This is a genomic window from Ruegeria sp. AK4, from assembly GCF_056541025.1.
On record NZ_JBQFXS010000002.1, the window covers coordinates 432,040 to 451,437 of the forward strand.

The following is a 19,398-nucleotide window of genomic DNA, read 5'->3' on the forward strand; positions in this document are numbered from 1 at the left end:
ATTGTTTCGCCGCAGCCAGTAATCGTCTTCACATTTACTGGTTGCGGATCGCCCAAAGCTCCATCTGAAGCCCCGGATACTGCCCCGACACATGCACAGCGATCCCGCCCGAAGTGGTCATCTTGGACCAATAGGGGCTGGCTGCATCCAGTTCGAAGTAAACCACCCCCGAATGATAGGGAATCTGGCGCGGCGCGACCGGCAGCGGGCGCAGCGTGATCCCGGGCAGGGCCGAGTTAACTAGCTGGCGGATTTCCTCGACCGGACCGGTCTTGGCCTGACCCGCGAAATGCCGCCGCACATCTTCGGCCGGGATATCGGCGTTGACGGCCAGCACAAAGCCCGCGTTCCCGATCAGCTTGCGGTCGGCGATGACGCCGACGCTGATGCCGTATTTGCGCGGCTCCAGCGGGATCGAGATTGCGGTCTGTTCCAGAACCGAACTCAGGTACTGGCGCAGGGTGCGGATCACCGGCGCGAAGGATTCAGTCAGATTGTCATGCTGATAGGCGGGGAATTGCACCGCTTCTTTCTCGGCGCTCATGAAGGTCGCAAGCTCGCCCGCCATCGCGACACAGACCCGGTAGGCATGTTCCGGGTGCACGTTTTCGATATTGGCGAAATGGCGCACCAGAGGCAGGTTGCGGTTGATGGTCATCAGCAGCAGGAAGTCGGAAATTTCCGCCGCACCCTTGGCGGGGCCACCTTCGGACAAGCGCCCGGCCAGCGCCTGCACCCGGTGCGACAGCATCCCCTCAAGCTCGTTCATGAACCCGGCCAGCGCCGGGGCCGCGCGCACATCGATCACCGAGGGGATGAAGCCGCGGTCCAGTATGATCTCTTTATCCGGGCGCACCTCGATGATCCGAGCGATTGGGATGGCCAGCTTGTCGGCCAGATCGTCCACCGCCAGCGCAAACTGCAGCCGCAGCTTGCCGACACCCAGCGTGACCGGCTTTTTCTGCTGGCTCATCACATCGGTGATTTCCTGTTCCGCCGGGCGCAGGCGGCTGACCGATTGTTCGGCCCCGCTCAGATCCACCTCGGACGCGCCTTGCCGCCGTTGCGGCACGGTCAGGTAGACCACGCAATCCTTGATCGTTTCAGGCACTTCCAACGCGGGCGGGTGGTCTTCGGCCTGCGGTACGCGGAACACCTGCCCGTCCGGCGTCAGGCCCGAGCAGGATTTCAGTGCGAATTGCCCGACCTTCAGAACCTCGTCATCGATCTCAAGCGCGCTCAGCCCCCAGGCATAGGGCGTCACACGGCGCGCCAACCCGGCGACCAGCGCCTCGGTATACCGGTCAGCCTGCTGGAAGTGATGGGGCTGCAGAAACAACCCTTCGGTCCAAAGCACCTTGCTGTCCCAGGACAATGGCTGCCCTCCCTTGTTCTTACCGCCCTAGCCGGGCTTTATTTCAGCTTTTCCAGCTGTTCCTTATAGGCGCGCGCGAATTCCCGGCTGAATAGATCGTGAAAATCATTCTCTGCCTGATCCGAGATATCTGCGTACATCTTCTCATACACTTCCCAGTACTGGGCCTTTTTACCCTTGAAAAGTGACCCAAGTTTGCCGGAACCCTCAATTTTTCCCGCCAATACGTCCGGGTCCAGCCGGGCCAGCACGCCTTTCAGCGCCGCTTCCATACCCGTTACCATGGCGACCTCATGCGCCTTGATGTCATTGAGTGCCTGTTCGGTCGCCTCCTCCGAGGCCAGATAGCCTTTGACGCGGGGTTTCACCAAGGCTTCGATCGCCTGTTCCGGGCTGATCGAAAACTTGAGCGGATTGTTCCCACCCGCGCTGATCATCGTCTGGTCAATGCGGAACTCGGACTTGATCGAGGTGCGGGTCATCAGGATTTCCCGCAGCCCAGTGATCATCGCCCGCAAAACGCGCCCCATCCGGCCCATCGTGGCGGGCAGATCGGCATCGTCGATCTGCAGATCGTCAACCTCAAGCGCTTCAAGCAGCGCGCGCGCGGCGGATTGATCCCCCACGGCTGCGGGCGCAGGTGTCGGAGGCTCCACCTTGGGCGGTTCCTGCGCCGGTTCCGACGTCGGCGCAGGCGCTTCGGCCTGACCGCCAGGCGTCGGTTTTGTCGGTGGCGGCGGTGCGGCAGGCTTTGGGGGCTCCGGCGCAGCAAACGGATCCTGACCTGTGCCACCCGATGGGGACAGCAGGTCGTCGTCCCAGTCATCCGGGATCAGATTGGCCCCGCCACCGGCCTGCGGCGCGGAAAACGCATCCGAGGCCGACGGGTTATGCATCGGATCGCTGGCCCCCATATCCGCATGTGCGTCCTTGGGCTTGGCAAAGAACGGATCGTCATCGTCCAGCGGCGGCAGCAACTCATCCATCGGGTCAGGCGTGGAAATCTGGCCGGGACCCTTGGCATCGCCACCCAGAAGATCATCCAAAAAGTCGCCTCCGGGCCCGGCATCGTCCAGCAAGGCCAGCGGGTCGGGCGCGTTCTGCGACTGGCCCGGCGACACCCCGCCCTGCTGCATCGGCTGCGGGATCATTTCCTCGAAAGTGGGCAGATCGGCCCCGATCTCGACCACCATCTCGTAGCCGCCCGCCGTCAGCACGTCGCCATTGTTCAGCGGCGTGGGCGTCCGGCCCAAAGCGATCTTGGAATAGTTCAGAAAGGTGCCGTTGGTTGACAGATCCACGATCACCACGTTGCCGTTGTGATCCTCGATCACGAAATGGCTTTTGCTCAGCGTCTTTTCGGGGTCCGGCAAGACCAGATCATTGGCCGGGCCGCGCCCCACGGTCAAAGAGCCCCCCTGCATAGACACCGGGCGCCCGTCGCCCGGTACGATACCGGTGGATTGGAATTTCAGAGTGACCGTCATGCGTTTGTCTTCATCCTCCGACCAGTACGGTGGGGCAGCACGGCGGTATGATAAGACCGCCACAGGCGCAGTTATCCGTGACCCGCGCCGCCGGAAGCTTGCTGATCAGCACCGTCGCTGACCCTTTGACGATCGGATGCGGAAACGCGGGCGTCGCCAGATCGGTTATCCGCGCCGCGGGCAGCTTGGAAACCAGAACCGTAGGGCAGCAGGGCGGCATGATCGGCATCGGAACCGGTGCGGGCGGCGGCGGCGCCGGCGGCGGGGCCGGCAGCGTGCACAAGTGCATATCGGTGACGCGGGCTTGTGGAAATCCCATGTCTACTCCTTCATCTCTGAACCGGCCCCGTCGCGGTCCAGCTTACCATTCCCACCCCGAGCAATATCGACGCCGCGATCGATCAGCAACTGCACGTATGCGTCAAAATCGCCTTCGTGGTTGTCCATCGCAACAACATTCATTGCAAAGGCCAGGGTTTCGGCGGCTCCGGGCGGCGCGGGCATGGTCGCCAGATCGCCGGTGCCCAGCGTGCCTTCCGAGTATAACACGCTCATTGCGCAGTTAATCGTCTCGTCATCCGGTTCGGCCAGATCAATGGTTTCCCCGGCTTTTTCGCGGTTTTCCTCGGTCGGGCGGAACACCCATTCCTCGGACGCGGCCAAAGCCGGGGTGTTGTTGTCAGGCGCTTCCCCGATGTAGTCGCGGGCCGCCAGGCACGACCACCACACCCGCTCGCGTGGCGGCAGGGCAACACCCAGCAGGCGCAGAATATCGATGGCCGCGCCTTTTTCATCAAGCTCGCCCAGCACCACGTCCAGCGGCGCGCTGGCCGGGGCGTCCAGCTTGGTGCTCAGCCGCGCGTTGGCGTCCGCCAGCATCCGTGCGGCGGGCACTTGCGGCGTTTTGGTCATCTTGGCAAATCGTTCGCTCATCTCACCAACCCTAGTTGATCATGGTCAGGCCGCCCTTGAGGGTCAGCATGGCATCGCCGTTCACGGTCGTCATCGGGCTTTTTGCGTCCAGTTTCGCATTGGCCTGAACCTTGATCATCGTGCTTTTGACAGTGATGCTGGTCGGATCAAGCTTGATTGACGATCCGCCCACCTTCAACTCGATCGACTGCATCGCGGTGATGGTGATCTTGCCCGACTTGGCATCGACCTGAATATTGCCCGTGTTCACCGTGGTCGTCTTGTTGCCGGTCTTGATGGTTTCGGTATTGTTGCCGGTCACGGTGCGGGTGGACTTGCCTTCGACCGTTTCGGTCTGGTCGGTCTTGATTTCGACCGTCTGGCTGCCGGTTTCGATCTTGAAGGTATGGTCGCCCTCTTTGATCGTCTCATCCACGTTTTTCTTGACCACCTGGCTCAGACAGCCGTCGCCGCCATTGCCGCCCTTGTCCAGCTTGTCATAGCCAACGGTGATGGTGGACATGTTCTTGACCAGTTTTTCATGGTCCTTCTGCGCCTGAAAGCGCACCAGTTCCTCGCCCTTCTTGTCTTCGAACATTAGTTCGTTGAACATCTCGGCGCTGCCGCCTTTTGAGGACCGCGTCTTGATCCCTGTCTGGGTCTGATTGGCAGGCAGCGCATAGGGCGGCATGGTGTCAGCATTATAGAGCATGCCGGTGCAAATCGGCCGGTCCGGATCGCCCTCTTCGAACTGGATTACCACTTCCTGACCGATTCGGGGAATGCTGACCATGCCCCAGTTCTTGCCGGACCAAGGCGTGACGACTCGCACCCAGCAGGTGGTGTTCTCGTCCTTCTTGCCTTCGCGATCCCAATGGAACTGCACCTTGATGCGCCCGTGCTTGTCGGTCCAGATTTCCTCGCCGCTCTTGCCGGTCACAATGGCGGTGTGCAGCCCCGAAATCTCGGGCCACGGCGTGGTCAGGGCCGAGCGGTACTTGACCGATTTCGGCTGCGCCTCGAACTCGATCATGAACATCTCACCGGCGTCATCCGGAAATTCCAGCGCGCCGGTGTCGAGGTCTTGCGAGTTCTTCTCGAACCCGTAGCCCTCGGTCGTCTGCAAGTAATAGGTGGCCTCGGTGATCAGGTAATCGTCGTTTTGCGCCTTTTCGGGATGTTCCTTCAATGTGAAGGTCTTACCCACCTCCATCGCCCGGACCGAGGCGCGGCCCCGGCGGCGGTCGAACCGGGCATCCTCGGCCTCCATCCGGACCTGAGCGCGGGTCGTGCCAAGCTTGGTTTCCTTGTAGTAGTGGCCGGGCGCATCATAAAGCTCATAGCTTTTGTAGTTATGCGTGGCCTTGGTCTTGGTGTTTGCCCGCACGTCCAGCTTGGCGTTCGGAGTGGTGAAATCGAAATCCCGCAGCGACACGACACCCGGCACCACCTCTTGCGAGCTGGCCCATTCCGACACGCAATCGGGCAAGCGCTGCTTGTAGTCATCGCCGGGGCGGTATTCGATCGACGATGTACCTTCGATGGGCTTGTGTGCGGAAACATCGTCGCACAGCACCAGCGTTTCCAGCTTGTCCTCGGCGTTCGCGTAATCGAAATAGTAATAGATGCCCTCTTCCTGCATCAGCCGCGAGATGAAATCGAAATCGGTTTCCCGGTACTGAACGCAGTATTCCCGCTGCTGATAGCTGGCGCTCAGGCTCTTTTTGAAGTCCGAGAATGCGTATTCGCCGAAGATTTGTTCAATAATCTGCACGGCGGTCATATTCTGGAAAATGCGGCTGTCGGTGGTCTGGTCCAGCATCCAGAACCAGGGGCGCAGTTCCGCCAGCAACTGTACAAAACCGTCGCGCAGCGCCAGCCGTTCGACGCGCACAATCGTGCCAGTGAACTTGCGCTCGGCCCCCTTGGCGGCGGCCATGTGGATGGTCATGATCTTGCCCAGCAGCTTGTCCAAAGCGATGGACTTGTCCGGGGACAGAACCTCGACCTGAATATCCGTCAACTCGCCCAGCTTTTCCGTCACGATCGCGCGCCGGATGACAAGTTCGTCTTCGTCATAGCTGTATGAACCGGTGATCCGAAGGGGCCACTCTTTACTTTGCAGACTTTGCGCCATTTACCGTTCCTTCCAAATCTCGTTCCGTACGCCGTTACAGATCAGCCAGCAGGGCAGCCAGTTCCGGGTCCATTTCTTCTTCGCCATCTTCGGACCCATCGCCAAAGTCGACGTCATCATCATCCCCGAAGGACGACAGGAAATCATCCAGATCGCCCGCATCATCTTCGTCTTCGGCGGCGTCGCCGCCGCCCGCCAGATCGGCCATCAGGGCCGCCAGTTCCGGATCATCGTCGTCGTCATCCGCATCATCGTCGCCGAGGTCGAGATCCGAGATGTCGTCGTCCATATCCGTATCCAGATCGAAATCATCCTCATCATCCGATGTATCGTCGGCTTCCGGCTCTGGCGGAACATCCGGTGACGGTTCGGGCACCGGAACGCCGGTCCACGGGCCCAGAATCTCCTGCCCGGCGACCGAGTTGAACGAACCCAGCCGTATTTCGTCCCGTCCCTTGACCGATAGCACCGGCATATAACCGCGCTGCACCGAATGTTCGTGTTTTTCCAACGTGATGTTGCGCTCGGTACAGGGCAGCGCGACCTGATCGCCGTAGCGGTCATTGACGAAATGGTATGGTATGCCGCCAAGGCTCATGACCGAGCCGAGGTTCATCGCCTTGCCATTCTGCCTGAACGAGCGTGCCAGCAGGATCGTCACCAGCACCGCCGGATTGGCCCAGAGCATGCCGCGCAGGCCTTCGGTCTCTGTGAACTCCTCGAAATCGAATTCGTAGATCGGTTCCGACTTGGCCCCATAAGGCCGTCGCAGCAGGAACCGGGGCGAGGCCAGCCCCACATGCCCCGCCTCGGGCATGGCGCGGAACATGTCCCAGGCCTTGACCACCAGCGGGTGGCGATCCTCTTTCTTGATGTCCAGATAGCCCGGCGTGATGGCGCTGATGAAGGGCGCGTCCACATGCGCCGCGACCCGGCCCACGCGGCCCAGCAATTCGGCATGGGGCGGGGTTTCCTCGAACGTATAAAGCCCGATCAACGCCGAATAGCCTCCGCGCCCGTTTTCTTCGTCCAGCGGTTCTTCGGTCAGCAGGCGCACCAGCCCGGTTTTGGCGAGATCTTCTTCCGCTACCAGATCGGCGGCGATTTCTTCTGCGGAAACGTCATACAGGATCACGTCCAGCGTATCGTCATCCTCGACACTGCGTGCGATCAGATCGAGGCTGCGCCACTGCGCCTCAATCGACTGGAACTCGGGGTGGTGCAATACCATCCGCATCGCCGCGCTCAGCGCCTCATCCACCGCCGTCTGGATGGCCGAGACATCGGGGCTGGGCAGCTTGCGGATATGCGGCCCGACCACGCGTTTCAGCAGATCGTCCACCGGAGACGGCTGCGCCAGTTCCCCGCCGGTGTCGCCGATCAGCTTCTGAAAATCGCTCAGTTTCAGATCGGCCCGCACGGTATTGCCGCCGGAAGTTTTACGCGGAGGCACCACCGCCTGTCCGAACTCTTCCCCCCAGGCAATCAGCTGCTTCGCCGCGTGATCAGCGGTGGCCCCGGCGCTGAGCTGGCTTTTCAGACCGGACAATCCATCGAAAAGCTCAACCTTTTCATAGAGTTCATCCGGATGCAGATCGTCAAGTTCCTTGAGCTTGACCTCGATCCCTGCACCGTCCTTGCCGATGGGCAGAACCAGCGTGGTGGCGAAGCTGGAAATCACATCCTCGACCGTATCCGGGTCCAGCAGGATCGGCTTGCGCGCGGCCAGCGCATCCCCGGTTTCAATTTGCCCGCGGGCAGACCGGCCGGTGAAATCACCAAAGATCGCGATACGGAACCGGGTGCGTTTCAGCCGCTCGGGGTCGGGCCTGTCGGCGCTCATCCGGCCAAAGGCGAGCGCAGGCTCTCCGCTTGGCTTCGCGTCTTCTGGCGCGGTGTCCGGTTCCGGGGCTGCATCTTCCGTGTCGTCATCGGACAACAGGTCGTCGAGGTCCAGATCCAGATCGTCCGCAGAAGTTCCGTCCTCATCATCGGTTTCATCCAACAGGCCGTCCAGATCGATATCATCCAGATCAATCTCTTCGGCGGCAGAGTCCGCCTCATCAGACAGCGCGTCATCGCCGAGCAGATCGTCAAGGTCCAGATCGTCCAGATCAATGTCAGACGTTCCTTCGGTTTCCCCGTCGCCGGAGGGCGCATCCACGCCCAACAGGTCGTCGAGGTCTGAATCCAGATCCTCATCCGTGCCCTCGGCCTCGGTCTCTTCGTCCTCATCCAACAGGCCGTCCAGATCTAAATCATCCAGATCAATCTCTTCGGCGGCAGAGTCCGCCTCATCAGACAGCGCGTCATCGCCGAGCAGATCGTCAAGGTCCAGATCGTCCAGATCAATGTCAGAGGTTTCTTCGGTTTCCCCATCGTCGGAGGGCGCGTCCTCACCCAAAAGATCGTCGAGGTCTAAATCCAGTTCCTCGTCCGTACTCTCCGCCTCGGTCTCTTCGTCCGAGGTTTCGTCTTCATCCAAAAGACCATCCAGATCGAGATCATCGAGGCTTGCCTCATCCGCATCCGTTCCAAGATCGCCAAGAACTGACTCCAGTTCATCCTCCTCTGCTCCATCCTCATCCGGTTCTTCGTCGGATGTCAGATCGCCAAGCAGATCATCCAGATCAACATCATCTTCTTCAGCGTCTTCCGGTGCATCCCCGGCCAGATCGCCCAGCAAAGTCTCCAGATCATCGTCGTCTTCGCCACCGTCCTCGGGTGCCGCATCCGCCAGATCGCCCAACACGTCATCGGAGATGTCAACGACCTCATCCGGCTCCGCTTCCGGCATAGAGGCAAGAATGTCGTCCGTGACTTCCGCTTCATCCGAGTCCTCGGGCGCAAGATCGGCCAGATCACCCAAAAGGTCATCCAAATCGCTGTCATCTTCGGCTTCGGCTTCCGGCGTAGCCTCGGCCAGGTCCGTCAGAATGTCCGAATGATCCTCCTCTGCCGTCTCCTCAACGTCCGGCAACGACGACAACGCGTCGGCGGCAGCTGTATCCTCACCCTCCTCCGGGGCAAGATCGGCGAGTTCACCGAGCAGATCATCCAATTCGCTGTCGTCTTCGCCCTCTTCCACCGGCGCGGCTTCGGCCAAACCGGTCAGAATGTCCGAATGATCTTCGTCTGTAGTTTCTTCAACTTCAGGCAGCGATGACAACGCATCCACAGCAGATGTATCCCCCTCCTCCTCCGGGGCCATATCGGCGAGGTCGCCCAGCAGATCATCAAGATCACTGTTGTCGTCGCCGTCATCCTCCGGCGCGGCCTCGGAAAGTTCGGTCAGGATGTCGGAATGATCTTCCTCGACGGTTTCGGCTGTTTCGGGGATCGAAGACAAGGCATCTTCAACCGCACTGTCCTCGGCAACCGGTTCGGGGGCCTGATCCGCAAGACCGGCCAGAATATCGTCGCTTTGATCCTGTTCGTCGCTGTCCTCAACCTCGGGCAGGGAAGACAGCACGTCTGCCGCGGAGGTATCTTCGGCCTCTTCCGGTGCCATGTCCGCGAGTCCGGACAAAATATCGGCCGAACCGTCCGGGGCCTCTTCAACCGCAACTTCTGGAATGGACGACAGCGCATCTTCGACCGAGTTTTCCTGCGGCGCGTCCTCAGGTGCGGTGCTGGCCAGATCGGTCAGGACGTCAGAGGTTGTATCCTCGGTCTCAGCTTCGGGTGCGTCCGGCAGGGAGGACAGAGCATCCTCAAGCGCGGTATCTTCCGGTTCTTCATCCGATGCGCTGGCGGCAAGGTCTGACAGCACGTTGGCCGAGCTTTCCTGTTCTTCGACAGCCTCAACCTCGGGCACCGAGGCCAGCGCATTCTCGACCGAACGATCCTCGGGCGCGTCATCCGGGGCCAGGTCGCGCAGGGCATCCAGCGTTGCCTGCGTGTCGTGACCTTCGACCGGGCTGCTGGCAAGCGCGCCCAGCAGCGCCGGGTCGGCCAGTATTTTCTCGATCAGCGCCTCGGCCCCGGCCTTGCCGTCCATATAGGCCATCAGGGTCGACAGCTGCGTCCGCGCGTCCAGAAGTTTGCGCAACGGTTCAATTTTGGCTGCGATCTGCGCGGGGGAGAAATCGGCCATCTTCTCGAACGTCAGATCGACCGCCAGATTGCCCTCGCCCGTCAGCGTGTTCGGAACCGCAAATTCAACGCGCGGGGCCATCGCCTTCATCCGGTTGTCGAAATTATCGACGTCGATCTCAAGGAACTTGCGATCCGAGACCGTTGGGGTTTCAACCGTTGACTTGCCCGACAGGTCGCTGAGCACGCCCATGACAAAGGGCAGCTGCACCTTTTTCTGAGCGCCGTAAAGCTCCACGTCATATTCGATCTGAACCCTGGGCGCCCGGTTGCGGGCGATGAATTTCTGCGAACTGTCAGCCATCGTCCTGCCCTTTCAGTTCCGCCACTTCGTGGCGCAGGGCTTTGACCTCGACCAGCAGTTCCTTGACGCGGTCGTCGACAACGTCGGTTTCGCTGCGCACAAGCTCGCGCAGATGAGAGAACTCTTCGACCGACTCATCCTCCACCGCCGATTGCATCGTATTGACCAGCAGACCGATGAACAGGTTCAGCACCGAAAACGCGGTGATCACGATGAAGGGCACAAAGAAAATCCAGGCGGTGGGATGCACCTCCATCACCGGTCGGACGATGCCCATCGACCAACTTTCCAGCGTCATGATCTGGAACAGCGAATAGAGCGAGCGGCCCAGCGACCCGAACCATTCGGGGAAATCGGGGCCATACATCAACGTGGCCATGACGGCGAAGACATAGAACACGATCGAGATCATGATGATCACCGCGCCCATGCCGGGCAGCGCATCCAGCAGTGCCTGAACCACCGCGCGCATCTGCGGTATGACCGACAAAAGACGCATCGCCCGGATGACCCGCAACCCCCGCAGGGCGGACAGACCATCGCGGTTGGGCAACAGGCCCAGCGTCACGACCACAAGGTCAAAGATATTCCACGCGTTGTTAAAGAAACTCAGCCGGTAAGCATAAAATTTCACCAGCAGCTCGGCGACAAAGATACCCAGTACAATCGTATCGATGACGCGCAGGATGTGTCCGACATTGGCCTGAATTGACGGAGACGTGGACAGGCCCAGCGTGATTGCATTGAAAATGATCACGCCCAGAATCGTATTGGTCACGGCCCGGCGTTCGACGAATTCCCGGGCACGTTCGCGCAGCGAGGGATCAGGGGCCGTACTGGATTCCAACGGGCTCACTCCTTTGAACGGTACAGACAGCGCCGGATCTGAGCCCCGGCGCTGCCCGCGATAGTCAACTTACTTTACGGCCTTCACAATCTTTGCACCGGATTTAGCCAGCGCCTTGCCCGCGCTGATCATGAAGTTTGCCGTGTCTTCGTGATCTTCCGCGAATTTGATCGCTTTGGACAGCTTGCCGCCATCCCAGATGCCCTTGGTCTCAAGGTCCTTGATGACCTTTGCGGCCTCGGCTTTCAGCTCATCATATTTCTTCTTTTTGGTTTCGAATTTTTCCAGCTTGTAGGCCATTTCCTTCGCAAGACGTTCCGCCTCGGCAGCCTCGGCCGAGATGGCTTTGTCCGGGTGGCCTTTCATCTTGTCGGCGTTTTCGCGGGCTTCATTTGCTTTCACCAGCGCCTCATTCATGTGCTTGCGCATCAGCAGCATGCGCGTGGCACCATCCTCAAGGTGCTTTTTCAGCGATTTCACGTGGCCCGAAGTGCCAGCCATCAGCAGCTTGACCTTTTCCTTCGGCCCCAGCTTGCGGAATTCCGACGCTTTCTTCTTTTTCTCCTGATACTCGACAGCCTTGGTGATTGCGTTGATGTCCTTTTCGATCTTGTCCAGGAAACCCTTGTAGCTGTCATATTCCTTCTTGATGATCTTGCCGCTGGACACCAGCGCCCCGATGCCGGTGCCGATGGCCGCAGCGATTACAACCGCGGCCACGCCGCCGGTCAGAACCGTCGCCGCGATCGAGGCCGCCGCGACCGCCAGCGTGATCAACACCAGCGCGGTGATTTTCAGACCCGTCTTGATCTTCTTGCGGGTCATCTTCTTTTTCAGCTTCTTCTCGACATAGTCATAGACCTGTTCCATGCAGGTCGTCGCCAGCGACTGGACCTCGCTCTGAAAGGTCTTGAGACCCTGCTTGATCAGCTGGTTTGCGGTTTCGATGAACTTCTTTAGCTGGTCTTCCGAATAGTCCTTTTTCTCGATGTCCTTTTCGGTTCCGTCCATTGCCTTTTTGAACTCGGCCGAGCGCTTTTTCTCAAGCTTGGTAAAGTTCTTTTCCCACAGCTTGGCATAGGCTGCGCGAAGCAGCTTGGTTTCGGTCTCGTCCTCGCCCTCGGGCACGGCATGGGCCACGGTGAACTCGCATTTTGGTTGTTTGAACATCTTGCCCTTGTACCCGATGTTCAGTTGCGCGCTTGTTGTGAATGCAGCCATCGTCTCTCTCCTGTTGTGGTATGTGATACGACCTTTGGTTGATCGCCCTTAGTCAAACCCATAACTGAAGTCGCCGTCTGTGACGTCGATCACGACTTTGGCAACTTCTTCACCTTCCATCATTCTTTTCAGAAATTCGGTCGAGATATCGGGCAGCATCGTGTTGGTCACGATGGCATCAATCATGCGCCCACCACTGTCGAGCTCCTGACAGCGGTTGACGATCTCTTCGACCACAGCGTCGGTATATTCGAACGGCACGCCATGGGCCTGGCTGACCCGTTTCTGGATGCGGCCCAGTTGCAGCTTGGTGATCTCGCCCAGCATGTCCGGGCTGAGCGGATAATAGGGGATCGTCACCAGACGCCCAAGCAGCGCGGGCGGAAAGACCTTGAGCATCGGGTCGCGCAGCGCCTTGGCCATGCCTTCGGGGTCGGGCATCAGATCGGGGTCGGCGCACATGTCCATGATCATCTCGGTGCCGACATTCGAGGTCAGCAGGATCAGCGTGTTCTTGAAGTCGATCACGCGGCCTTCGCCATCCTCCATCACGCCCTTGTCGAAGACCTGAAAGAAAATCTCGTGCACGTCCGGGTGGGCCTTTTCCACCTCGTCCAGCAGCACCACCGAATAGGGCTTGCGCCGCACCGCCTCGGTCAGCACCCCGCCTTCGCCATAACCGACATAGCCCGGAGGCGCGCCTTTCAGACTGCTGACAGTGTGGGCTTCCTGATACTCGGACATGTTGATGGTGATGACATTCTGTTCGCCGCCATACAGCACCTCGGCCAGTGCCAGCGCGGTTTCGGTCTTGCCGACCCCGCTGGTACCCGCCAGCATGAAGACGCCGATGGGCTTGTTCGGATTGTCCAGACCGGCCCGGCTGGTCTGCACCCGCTTGGCGATCATCCTCATCGCGTGGTCCTGACCGATCACCCGCTGCGCCAGACGGTCTTCGAGGTTCAGGATCGTGTCGATCTCATCCTTGACCATGCGGCCGACGGGGATACCGGTCCAGTCACCAACCACGCTGGCCACCGCCTGATGATCGACGATAGGCAGGATTAGCGGGCTGTCGCCCTGCACCTGTTCCAGTTCTGCGTTCCTGGCCTTGAGTTCAGCCAGCAGAGCTTCGCGGTCGATGGGTTGCACGTCCGGGGCTTCCTCGGTCGCGGCCTCGCCTTCGGCGGTGCCGGTGCCTTCGACTTCCTGCCCGCCTGCGCGCAATTTGGCCCGCAGGTCGAGGATTTCTTCGACCACCTTCTTTTCGGCGTCCCAGCGCCTTGTGAGTTCGGCCAGCCGCGCCTCTTCCGCCTCTTTCGCGGCATTCACCGCCTCGCGCCGGTCGGCGACGTCATAGCCTGCGGTTTCATCGCGTTCGATGATTTCGAGCTCGGTGGTCAGCGCCTCGATCCGGCGTTGGCTGTCATCGACCTCGGCGGGAACCGCGTGCTGCGAAACGGCAACGCGCGCGCAGGCCGTATCCAGCAGGCTGACCGATTTGTCCGGCAATTGCCGCGCCGGGATATAGCGCGCCGACAGCGTCACCGCCGCCTCGATCCCTTCATCCAGCACCTGTACCCGATGGTGTTTTTCCAGCATCGAGGCGATGCCGCGCATCATCAGAACCGCCTTTGGAATATCCGGTTCCTCGACATGCACGACCTGAAAACGCCGGGTCAGGGCCGGGTCTTTTTCGATGTATTTCTTGTATTCGGCCCATGTGGTCGCGCCGATGGTGCGCAAAGTGCCGCGCGCCAGTGCCGGTTTCAGCAGGTTGGCCGCGTCGCCGGTGCCTGCCGCGCCACCCGCGCCGACCAGCGTATGGGTTTCATCTACGAACATCACAATCGGAGTGGGGCTGGCCTGCACCTCATCGATCACCTGACGCAGACGATTTTCAAACTCGCCCTTCATCGACGCGCCCGCCTGCAGCAGGCCCACATCCAACACCAGCAAGCGTACGTCTTTCAGCGCCGGGGGTACGTCGCCACGCGCGATCCGCAGGGCGAAGCCTTCGACCACGGCGGTTTTACCCACACCGGCCTCACCGGTCAGGATCGGGTTGTTCTGACGGCGGCGCATCAGCACGTCGACGATCTGACGGATTTCCTCATCCCGGCCCACAATTGGGTCAATCTCGCCATTGCGGGCCTGTTCGGTCAGATCGGTGCAGAACTGCTCCAGCGCTTCCCCTTTACCCATCGCGCCGGGGGCCATCGCGCCGCTGGCCTCGCCGGGTTCGGCCCCGCCACCCACATTCGAGCCATCCTGCGCACCCAAGCTGTCCTCGGGCGAGCCATCGGTGGCCTCGGCAAAATTATCAGCCAGATCATCCGCGCCGATCTTGGCCAGTTCCGGCGACATACTGGCCAGAATGTTGCGCAGCGCGGGCGTCTTGAGCATGCCCAAAATCAGATAGCCCGTCCGCACCTTGCTGTCGGAATAAAGCAACGAGCCCCAAACCCAGCCGCGCTCCATCGCGTCCATCAGGTGATCGCTGAGGTCCGAGATCGAGGACGCCCCGCGCGGCAGCATGTCCAGCGAGCGGGTCAGTTCCGAGGCAATCTTGCCCGGGTCCAGATCGTAATGCTGAATGATGCGGTGAATGTCGCTGTCCTGACCGTTCAGGATCTGATGCAGCCAATGCTGAATCTCGACATAAGGATTGCCCCGCATCTTGCAGAACACGGTGGCCCCTTCGATCGCCTGATAGCCCAGCTTGTTCAGCTTGCCGAACAGCGACACACGGCTGATTTCCGTCATCTTCAATACCTCTCGTTGCGGGCCGGTTCTTCGGCCTCAAATTCTTGGTTCATATATCCGGGATAGAGGATCAGATCGTCCGCATCCGGTCGAGTTTCATCGGGGTCGTCGCGGGTCTTGATCCAGCTTGTGTGACCCAGCTGCGTCGTCCCCCCAAGGGACGCGCGCGGGACTTCATCACCGGCGAGAACCAGATTGACCTCCCAATCCAGCGTGTCGCCCACGTAAGTCCGCAGTATAGATTCCAGCCGCTGTTGCGACACGCCGCCGGGCAGCAGTCGCTTGTAATCCGGCAGCGACACCGGCCCGATCCGAATGCGGAACTTGGCCGAGCGCGACCAGACCCGGTTGCCGATGCTGGTCGACTGACCCAGACGCGCCGGGCCGCCCAACTGCCAGGTGTCATCGGGTTCAAGCTCCAGCCACGAGCCGACGAATTGCTGCACATGCGCATCGACCCCGAAATAATCCGAGATGATCGCGACCAGCCCCTCAACCGTCTTGGTGCCCGATCCCAGATGCCCGGCGAAAAACCGGCGCAGCATGTCCGACATCGCGTCGCGGTCGCTGAAATCGCCGCCCTTGAACCCCGCCAAGGCCGCCACGCGCTGCTCGAACGGATCGTCGCCCCGGTCGAAACTGGGCGCCGGCTCGGCGGCCGACCACGCACGATAGAGCAGACTCATCATTCGATGGGTCAGCATGTCGGCAAAAGCGACAAAGGTCGGGTCGCGGTGATTGCGCTGCCGGTCGCGGGCAAATTCCGTCAGATGCAGGGGCAGCGGGCCTTGCGGGCCAAAGAAGCCAAAGAACAGATTGCTCAGCTTGCCGGGTTGAGTGTCCGAGGCCGGTTCGAACCGCGTCAGCGTGTTGGGTGGAAAGGCCAGCGACACGTCCTGACCCAACCGCACCCGGTCTTCGCGCGGGCGGCGGGATTCACCCAGACGCGGCGCATCGTGATAATGCGCCTCGATCACCCGAAGCGCCTGAAAGACGTGATGCCTTTCAGGGTCCGCCGCCAGAGCGGCAAGCAGGCTCAGATGATCCTGCCCAGGCCGGCTGCCGGTCGCCATCTGGCAATCTCTCCCCTTCGTTCGGTTTTCAGCACAGTTTCGGTGAAACTGTTGATCGTCGTGTATTTGCGGAAGAACCGTTCCAGCACAGCACCCAGGACGTAAACGCTTGTCCCTTCGTAAAAACTTTCGTCAAAGCCCAGCGTAATCTCGAGCCCGCGCACGGCGGTGCTGAGCACCTCGTCGCTCATCCGGCGCACGATGGGGCGGCTGGTGACGGACACCACGCCTTCAAGCTGTTTTTCGGTCACGCGGTTGCCCAGCGGGGCGTAGATTCCCAACAACTCGCGCAGCGCCCCAGACCCGCCTTCCCGGCCCTCGCCCGCAATCGACAGGTAATTCAGGCTCAGATGGCTGATCAGCTTCCACGCCGCATCGCCCTGCGCCAGCGTTGCATGGGGCCGCGTGGGCGTGATCGGGGTGCGCACCGATTTGACCGGCCCGCCATCGGGCAAATGGAACACATCCTCGCCGCCTGCCGCCAACAACATGGGCAGATCGCGGTTGGAACATAAGGCTTCAACCGCCAACTGATCCAGCGATCCCGGATAGGGCGCCTGCGCGCGGTCCACCAGCGTCAGATAGACCTCGGAGCCCAGATAAGACGTGCGCACCCCGCGCAGCCGTTCCTTTTCGTTGCGCTGCCGCATTCGGCGCTTGATGGTGTAATAGGCCGAGTGATTGTCGCCCGCCGCCGTCAGATCGGTGTCGCTGTAGAACGGGCGGAAGGGAATATCGCCTTCTTCGTCCGACTGGATGCCCGTCACCCGCTCGATCGAGAAAACCTCATAGTCCAGACCCGCCGTCCGGTTCGGAACGACATGGTGCTGGGTGTCCATCTGGGTGATATGCACCCGGTCGCAGCGGCGGTGGAACAGATTCACCGCAGGCACCGCGTTCAGGGCAAAGGCCGCGGGCGTCACCGCCGGGGCCACGTCGCGCATACTGTCCTGCAACAGGATGTAGATATCGACATCATCGCCCGCCGACTGTTTCAGCGCCGGTTTCAGGCCCGTCAGTTCCACGAACAGGAACCGTTCGGGCATTGCAAAATATTCCTGCAACAGGCGATAGCCGTCAAAGGACTGGCGCGGGGTCGGCAACAGGGCTTCTTCCGGCTCGAACCCTTTGGGAACCACATCGGCATCATGCAGGCGCACGGCCCAGTCCGCCCGCCGGTCTGTCGACCGACCGGTCAGGCCGACGCATTGGGTGCTCAGCAGCTCGTGCAAAGCCCAGGGTTTGCCGCTTTGGGTGTCGAGATGCAGCACCAGGCTGTCCATCTCGAGATCCGCCATCGGTTCGCCGTCGGTGCGGTGCAGGCGCAGGCGGATACCGGCCCGCGCATCGGTTTCCTTGGCCACACCCGCCGCAACCAGTTCACCGCGCCCGTCGATATATTCGGCCTCGGTGATCGCAATGGGCCAGAGCGTCAGGTCCGCCGACGTCGTGAATTCGCACGCCGTCTGTTCTCCTTCCGCCAGATGCGACCGCAAGGTCGAGCCCCGGGCAATCGGATACCCTTCTTTCAGCGCGGCATTGGCCACGTCCGGCTCCAGTTGCGCGATCATCATCGACGGGGTCGGGGCCAGATAATGCGGGTAGACGATTTCCAGCAGGTTCGAGGTGAAGGCCGGGAACTGCATTTCCAGTTCCAGCTGCACCCGCGCGGCCAGAAAAGCGCTGCCCTCGAGCAGCCGTTCCACATAGGGATCGACCACCTCGATCCCTTCCATCCCCAGACGCGAGGCTATCTTGGGATAGGCGCTGGCAAACTCGGCGCCCATTTCGCGCAGAAAGGCCAGTTCGGTTTCGTAATGTTTGAGCAGCCGTGTGTCCATGACTAGCTCCGCTCAATCGCAACTTCGCCGGTGGTCACATCGACCCGGCTGCGCAGATACAGTTCCAACGGCATGGGCTGCGCCCACATCACGGCGCGGATGTCGAATTCCACATGCATCTCGCCCGAGCCCTTTTCGGACCGCAAATCAACTGAGACCGAGCCTTTGACGATCCGGGGCTCGAACACCTCGATCGAATCGGCAATCGACTGCTGGATGCGCTGCGCCTGATACAGGGTGGAAAACGACCCCGAGGTTTCCCGGATGCCGTAATTCAGCACGGATTTTGCCGCATAAGGATAAATCTCTTCATCAATCAGGTCGGATTGATCCGTAGTGTTGAGCAACATGGACAGATCGCGCTGGATGATTTCCCGAAGCCGTCCGACATCGATCACACGTGCATCGCGCCCCTCCTTCAACTGGTCCGGCGCGTCATCGGTCAGCCGGTCAAGAAGCGAAGGTTGCAATCGTTCGGCAAGTGTCTTCTCAGCCATCTCCCGCCGTTTCCCCGGCCTCTGCGGCCACATTCAGTACCAGTTCGCGGATATCCAGCAGCGCGACGTCGGATTTGTCGGTGGCCAGCAGGCGCTGACCCAGGCCCACAAACGTATCCGCCCCGGCATCGACCCAGCTTGTCGCCCGCGCCAGACGCGCGGCATCGTCGCCCCGTTCGGTCGTGCCCGCGTAGCGTGTCGGAATCAGCGCCGCGACCTCGCCACCGCTGGCGACCGTCAGCGTGCAGGCGGTCCAGACCGCATCGCGCAGATCGCTGGGCGCTTCGATATCCAGCCGGACGATCTGCCCAAAAGGCAGCCAGAAATAACGCCCGTTCACGATCACTTCGAGCACCGGACCCAGACGCATATCCGCATCGGCGATCCATTCGAACGCCTCGCCATTCACGGTGCCGGACGTCGCGGGTGCCGCATCGAAGGCCTTGCCGCGCAGCTCGGCCGCCTGATCGAAATGGCCGCCCGCCGTCAGTTTCTGCGCTTCGATCAGATGGGCCAGCCACTCTTGCGGCTCGCCGAAAATCATCGGAGTCTTTTCACCCGCAAAGACCTTTTCGCGATAAACCTCGCAAATGATCGCCTCGCGATAGGTCTTGGCCATCATCGTGGCCGCTTCGTCCATTTCCGCACTCAGCTTCAGCTGCGTGATCGCGCGTTTCCAGTCGCCCATGACGCAGAGCAGCTGAAACAGAAAAATCCGCAGCTTGGCGTCTGCGGGATTGGCGCGGATCTTGTCTTGCAACGTGGCCAGCGTGGCCGCCAGATCGCCTGATTTAAGATGCTCTTCCGGCGTCATGAAACCCTCGTGCAGTCAGGATGAAAATA

General features: G+C 60.7%; 13 protein-coding genes and 1 pseudogene. All 14 read right to left on the reverse strand.

Features of this window, described 5'->3' with window-relative positions; genetic code table 11:
• Nucleotides 1–34: 34 nt before the first annotated feature.
• The 14 genes and pseudogenes from tssK to ACR0EZ_RS05925 all read right to left on the reverse strand — a co-directional run bounded on the left by tssK (nucleotide 35) and on the right by ACR0EZ_RS05925 (nucleotide 19,369).
• Nucleotides 35–1,375 (reverse strand): type VI secretion system baseplate subunit TssK, encoded by a 1,341-nt coding sequence (tssK, locus tag ACR0EZ_RS05860; protein WP_480611686.1) that lies wholly within the window; start codon nucleotides 1,373–1,375, stop codon nucleotides 35–37.
• A 38-nt stretch (nucleotides 1,376–1,413) separates the two neighbouring features.
• Complete coding sequence (gene tagH / locus ACR0EZ_RS05865; RefSeq protein WP_480611687.1) at nucleotides 1,414–2,862, reverse strand: type VI secretion system-associated FHA domain protein TagH; 1,449 nt, start codon at nucleotides 2,860–2,862, stop codon at nucleotides 1,414–1,416.
• Between the two features lie 10 nt (nucleotides 2,863–2,872).
• On the reverse strand, nucleotides 2,873–3,181 hold the full coding sequence (locus tag ACR0EZ_RS05870) for a PAAR domain-containing protein (protein ID WP_480611688.1): 309 nt from the start codon (nucleotides 3,179–3,181) through the stop codon (nucleotides 2,873–2,875).
• A 2-nt stretch (nucleotides 3,182–3,183) separates the two neighbouring features.
• Entirely contained in the window at nucleotides 3,184–3,795 is a 612-nt protein-coding gene (locus tag ACR0EZ_RS05875) for a DUF6931 family protein (RefSeq protein WP_480611689.1), read from the reverse strand.
• A 10-nt stretch (nucleotides 3,796–3,805) separates the two neighbouring features.
• On the reverse strand, nucleotides 3,806–5,911 hold the full coding sequence (locus tag ACR0EZ_RS05880) for a type VI secretion system Vgr family protein (protein WP_480611690.1): 2,106 nt from the start codon (nucleotides 5,909–5,911) through the stop codon (nucleotides 3,806–3,808).
• A gap of 34 nt (nucleotides 5,912–5,945) precedes the next feature.
• Nucleotides 5,946–9,422: a type VI secretion system contractile sheath domain-containing protein gene (locus ACR0EZ_RS05885; RefSeq protein ID WP_480611814.1), complete on the reverse strand. Its 3,477-nt coding sequence runs from the start codon at nucleotides 9,420–9,422 to the stop codon at nucleotides 5,946–5,948.
• A 387-nt stretch (nucleotides 9,423–9,809) separates the two neighbouring features.
• Nucleotides 9,810–10,310: pseudogene (gene tssB / locus ACR0EZ_RS05890) on the reverse strand (type VI secretion system contractile sheath small subunit); the annotation flags it as partial.
• Nucleotides 10,303–11,157 carry an ion transporter gene (locus tag ACR0EZ_RS05895; RefSeq protein WP_480611692.1) on the reverse strand — a complete coding sequence of 285 codons (855 nt, stop codon included), beginning with the start codon at nucleotides 11,155–11,157 and terminating at the stop codon, nucleotides 10,303–10,305. The pseudogene tssB and the gene ACR0EZ_RS05895, both read right to left, overlap by 8 nt.
• A gap of 69 nt (nucleotides 11,158–11,226) precedes the next feature.
• Nucleotides 11,227–12,378 carry a hypothetical protein gene (locus ACR0EZ_RS05900; RefSeq protein WP_480611693.1) on the reverse strand — a complete coding sequence of 384 codons (1,152 nt, stop codon included), beginning with the start codon at nucleotides 12,376–12,378 and terminating at the stop codon, nucleotides 11,227–11,229.
• A 48-nt stretch (nucleotides 12,379–12,426) separates the two neighbouring features.
• Entirely contained in the window at nucleotides 12,427–15,144 is a 2,718-nt protein-coding gene (gene tssH, locus ACR0EZ_RS05905) for a type VI secretion system ATPase TssH (protein WP_480611694.1), read from the reverse strand.
• 2 nt (nucleotides 15,145–15,146) lie between these two features.
• Nucleotides 15,147–16,217 carry a type VI secretion system baseplate subunit TssG gene (gene tssG, locus ACR0EZ_RS05910; RefSeq protein WP_480611695.1) on the reverse strand — a complete coding sequence of 357 codons (1,071 nt, stop codon included), beginning with the start codon at nucleotides 16,215–16,217 and terminating at the stop codon, nucleotides 15,147–15,149.
• Nucleotides 16,181–18,058 (reverse strand): type VI secretion system baseplate subunit TssF, encoded by a 1,878-nt coding sequence (tssF, locus tag ACR0EZ_RS05915; protein WP_480611696.1) that lies wholly within the window; start codon nucleotides 18,056–18,058, stop codon nucleotides 16,181–16,183. Before tssF ends, tssG begins: the two co-directional genes overlap by 37 nt.
• Before the next feature lie 2 nt (nucleotides 18,059–18,060).
• Complete coding sequence (gene tssE / locus ACR0EZ_RS05920; protein WP_480611697.1) at nucleotides 18,061–18,555, reverse strand: type VI secretion system baseplate subunit TssE; 495 nt, start codon at nucleotides 18,553–18,555, stop codon at nucleotides 18,061–18,063.
• The gene (locus tag ACR0EZ_RS05925) at nucleotides 18,548–19,369 is read right to left on the reverse strand and encodes a type VI secretion system accessory protein TagJ (RefSeq protein WP_480611698.1); all 822 of its coding nucleotides are present in this window, start codon (nucleotides 19,367–19,369) and stop codon (nucleotides 18,548–18,550) included. Before ACR0EZ_RS05925 ends, tssE begins: the two co-directional genes overlap by 8 nt.
• Nucleotides 19,370–19,398 lie beyond the last annotated feature (29 nt).

What these genes read in the sequence shown, in the direction of transcription:
- tagH (WP_480611687.1), bottom strand. Translation starts at nt 2,862, where the DNA reads ATGACGGTCACTCTGAAATTCCAATCCACCGGTATCGTACCGGGCGAC.
- ACR0EZ_RS05870 (WP_480611688.1), bottom strand. Translation starts at nt 3,181, where the DNA reads ATGGGATTTCCACAAGCCCGCGTCACCGATATGCACTTGTGCACGCTG.
- ACR0EZ_RS05875 (WP_480611689.1), bottom strand. Translation starts at nt 3,795, where the DNA reads ATGAGCGAACGATTTGCCAAGATGACCAAAACGCCGCAAGTGCCCGCC.
- ACR0EZ_RS05880 (WP_480611690.1), bottom strand. Translation starts at nt 5,911, where the DNA reads ATGGCGCAAAGTCTGCAAAGTAAAGAGTGGCCCCTTCGGATCACCGGT.
- ACR0EZ_RS05885 (WP_480611814.1), bottom strand. Translation starts at nt 9,422, where the DNA reads ATGGCACCGGAAGAGGCCGAAGATACCTCCGCGGCAGACGTGCTGTCT.
- ACR0EZ_RS05900 (WP_480611693.1), bottom strand. Translation starts at nt 12,378, where the DNA reads ATGGCTGCATTCACAACAAGCGCGCAACTGAACATCGGGTACAAGGGC.
- tssH (WP_480611694.1), bottom strand. Translation starts at nt 15,144, where the DNA reads ATGACGGAAATCAGCCGTGTGTCGCTGTTCGGCAAGCTGAACAAGCTG.
- tssG (WP_480611695.1), bottom strand. Translation starts at nt 16,217, where the DNA reads ATGGCGACCGGCAGCCGGCCTGGGCAGGATCATCTGAGCCTGCTTGCC.
- tssF (WP_480611696.1), bottom strand. Translation starts at nt 18,058, where the DNA reads ATGGACACACGGCTGCTCAAACATTACGAAACCGAACTGGCCTTTCTG.
- tssE (WP_480611697.1), bottom strand. Translation starts at nt 18,555, where the DNA reads ATGGCTGAGAAGACACTTGCCGAACGATTGCAACCTTCGCTTCTTGAC.
- ACR0EZ_RS05925 (WP_480611698.1), bottom strand. Translation starts at nt 19,369, where the DNA reads ATGACGCCGGAAGAGCATCTTAAATCAGGCGATCTGGCGGCCACGCTG.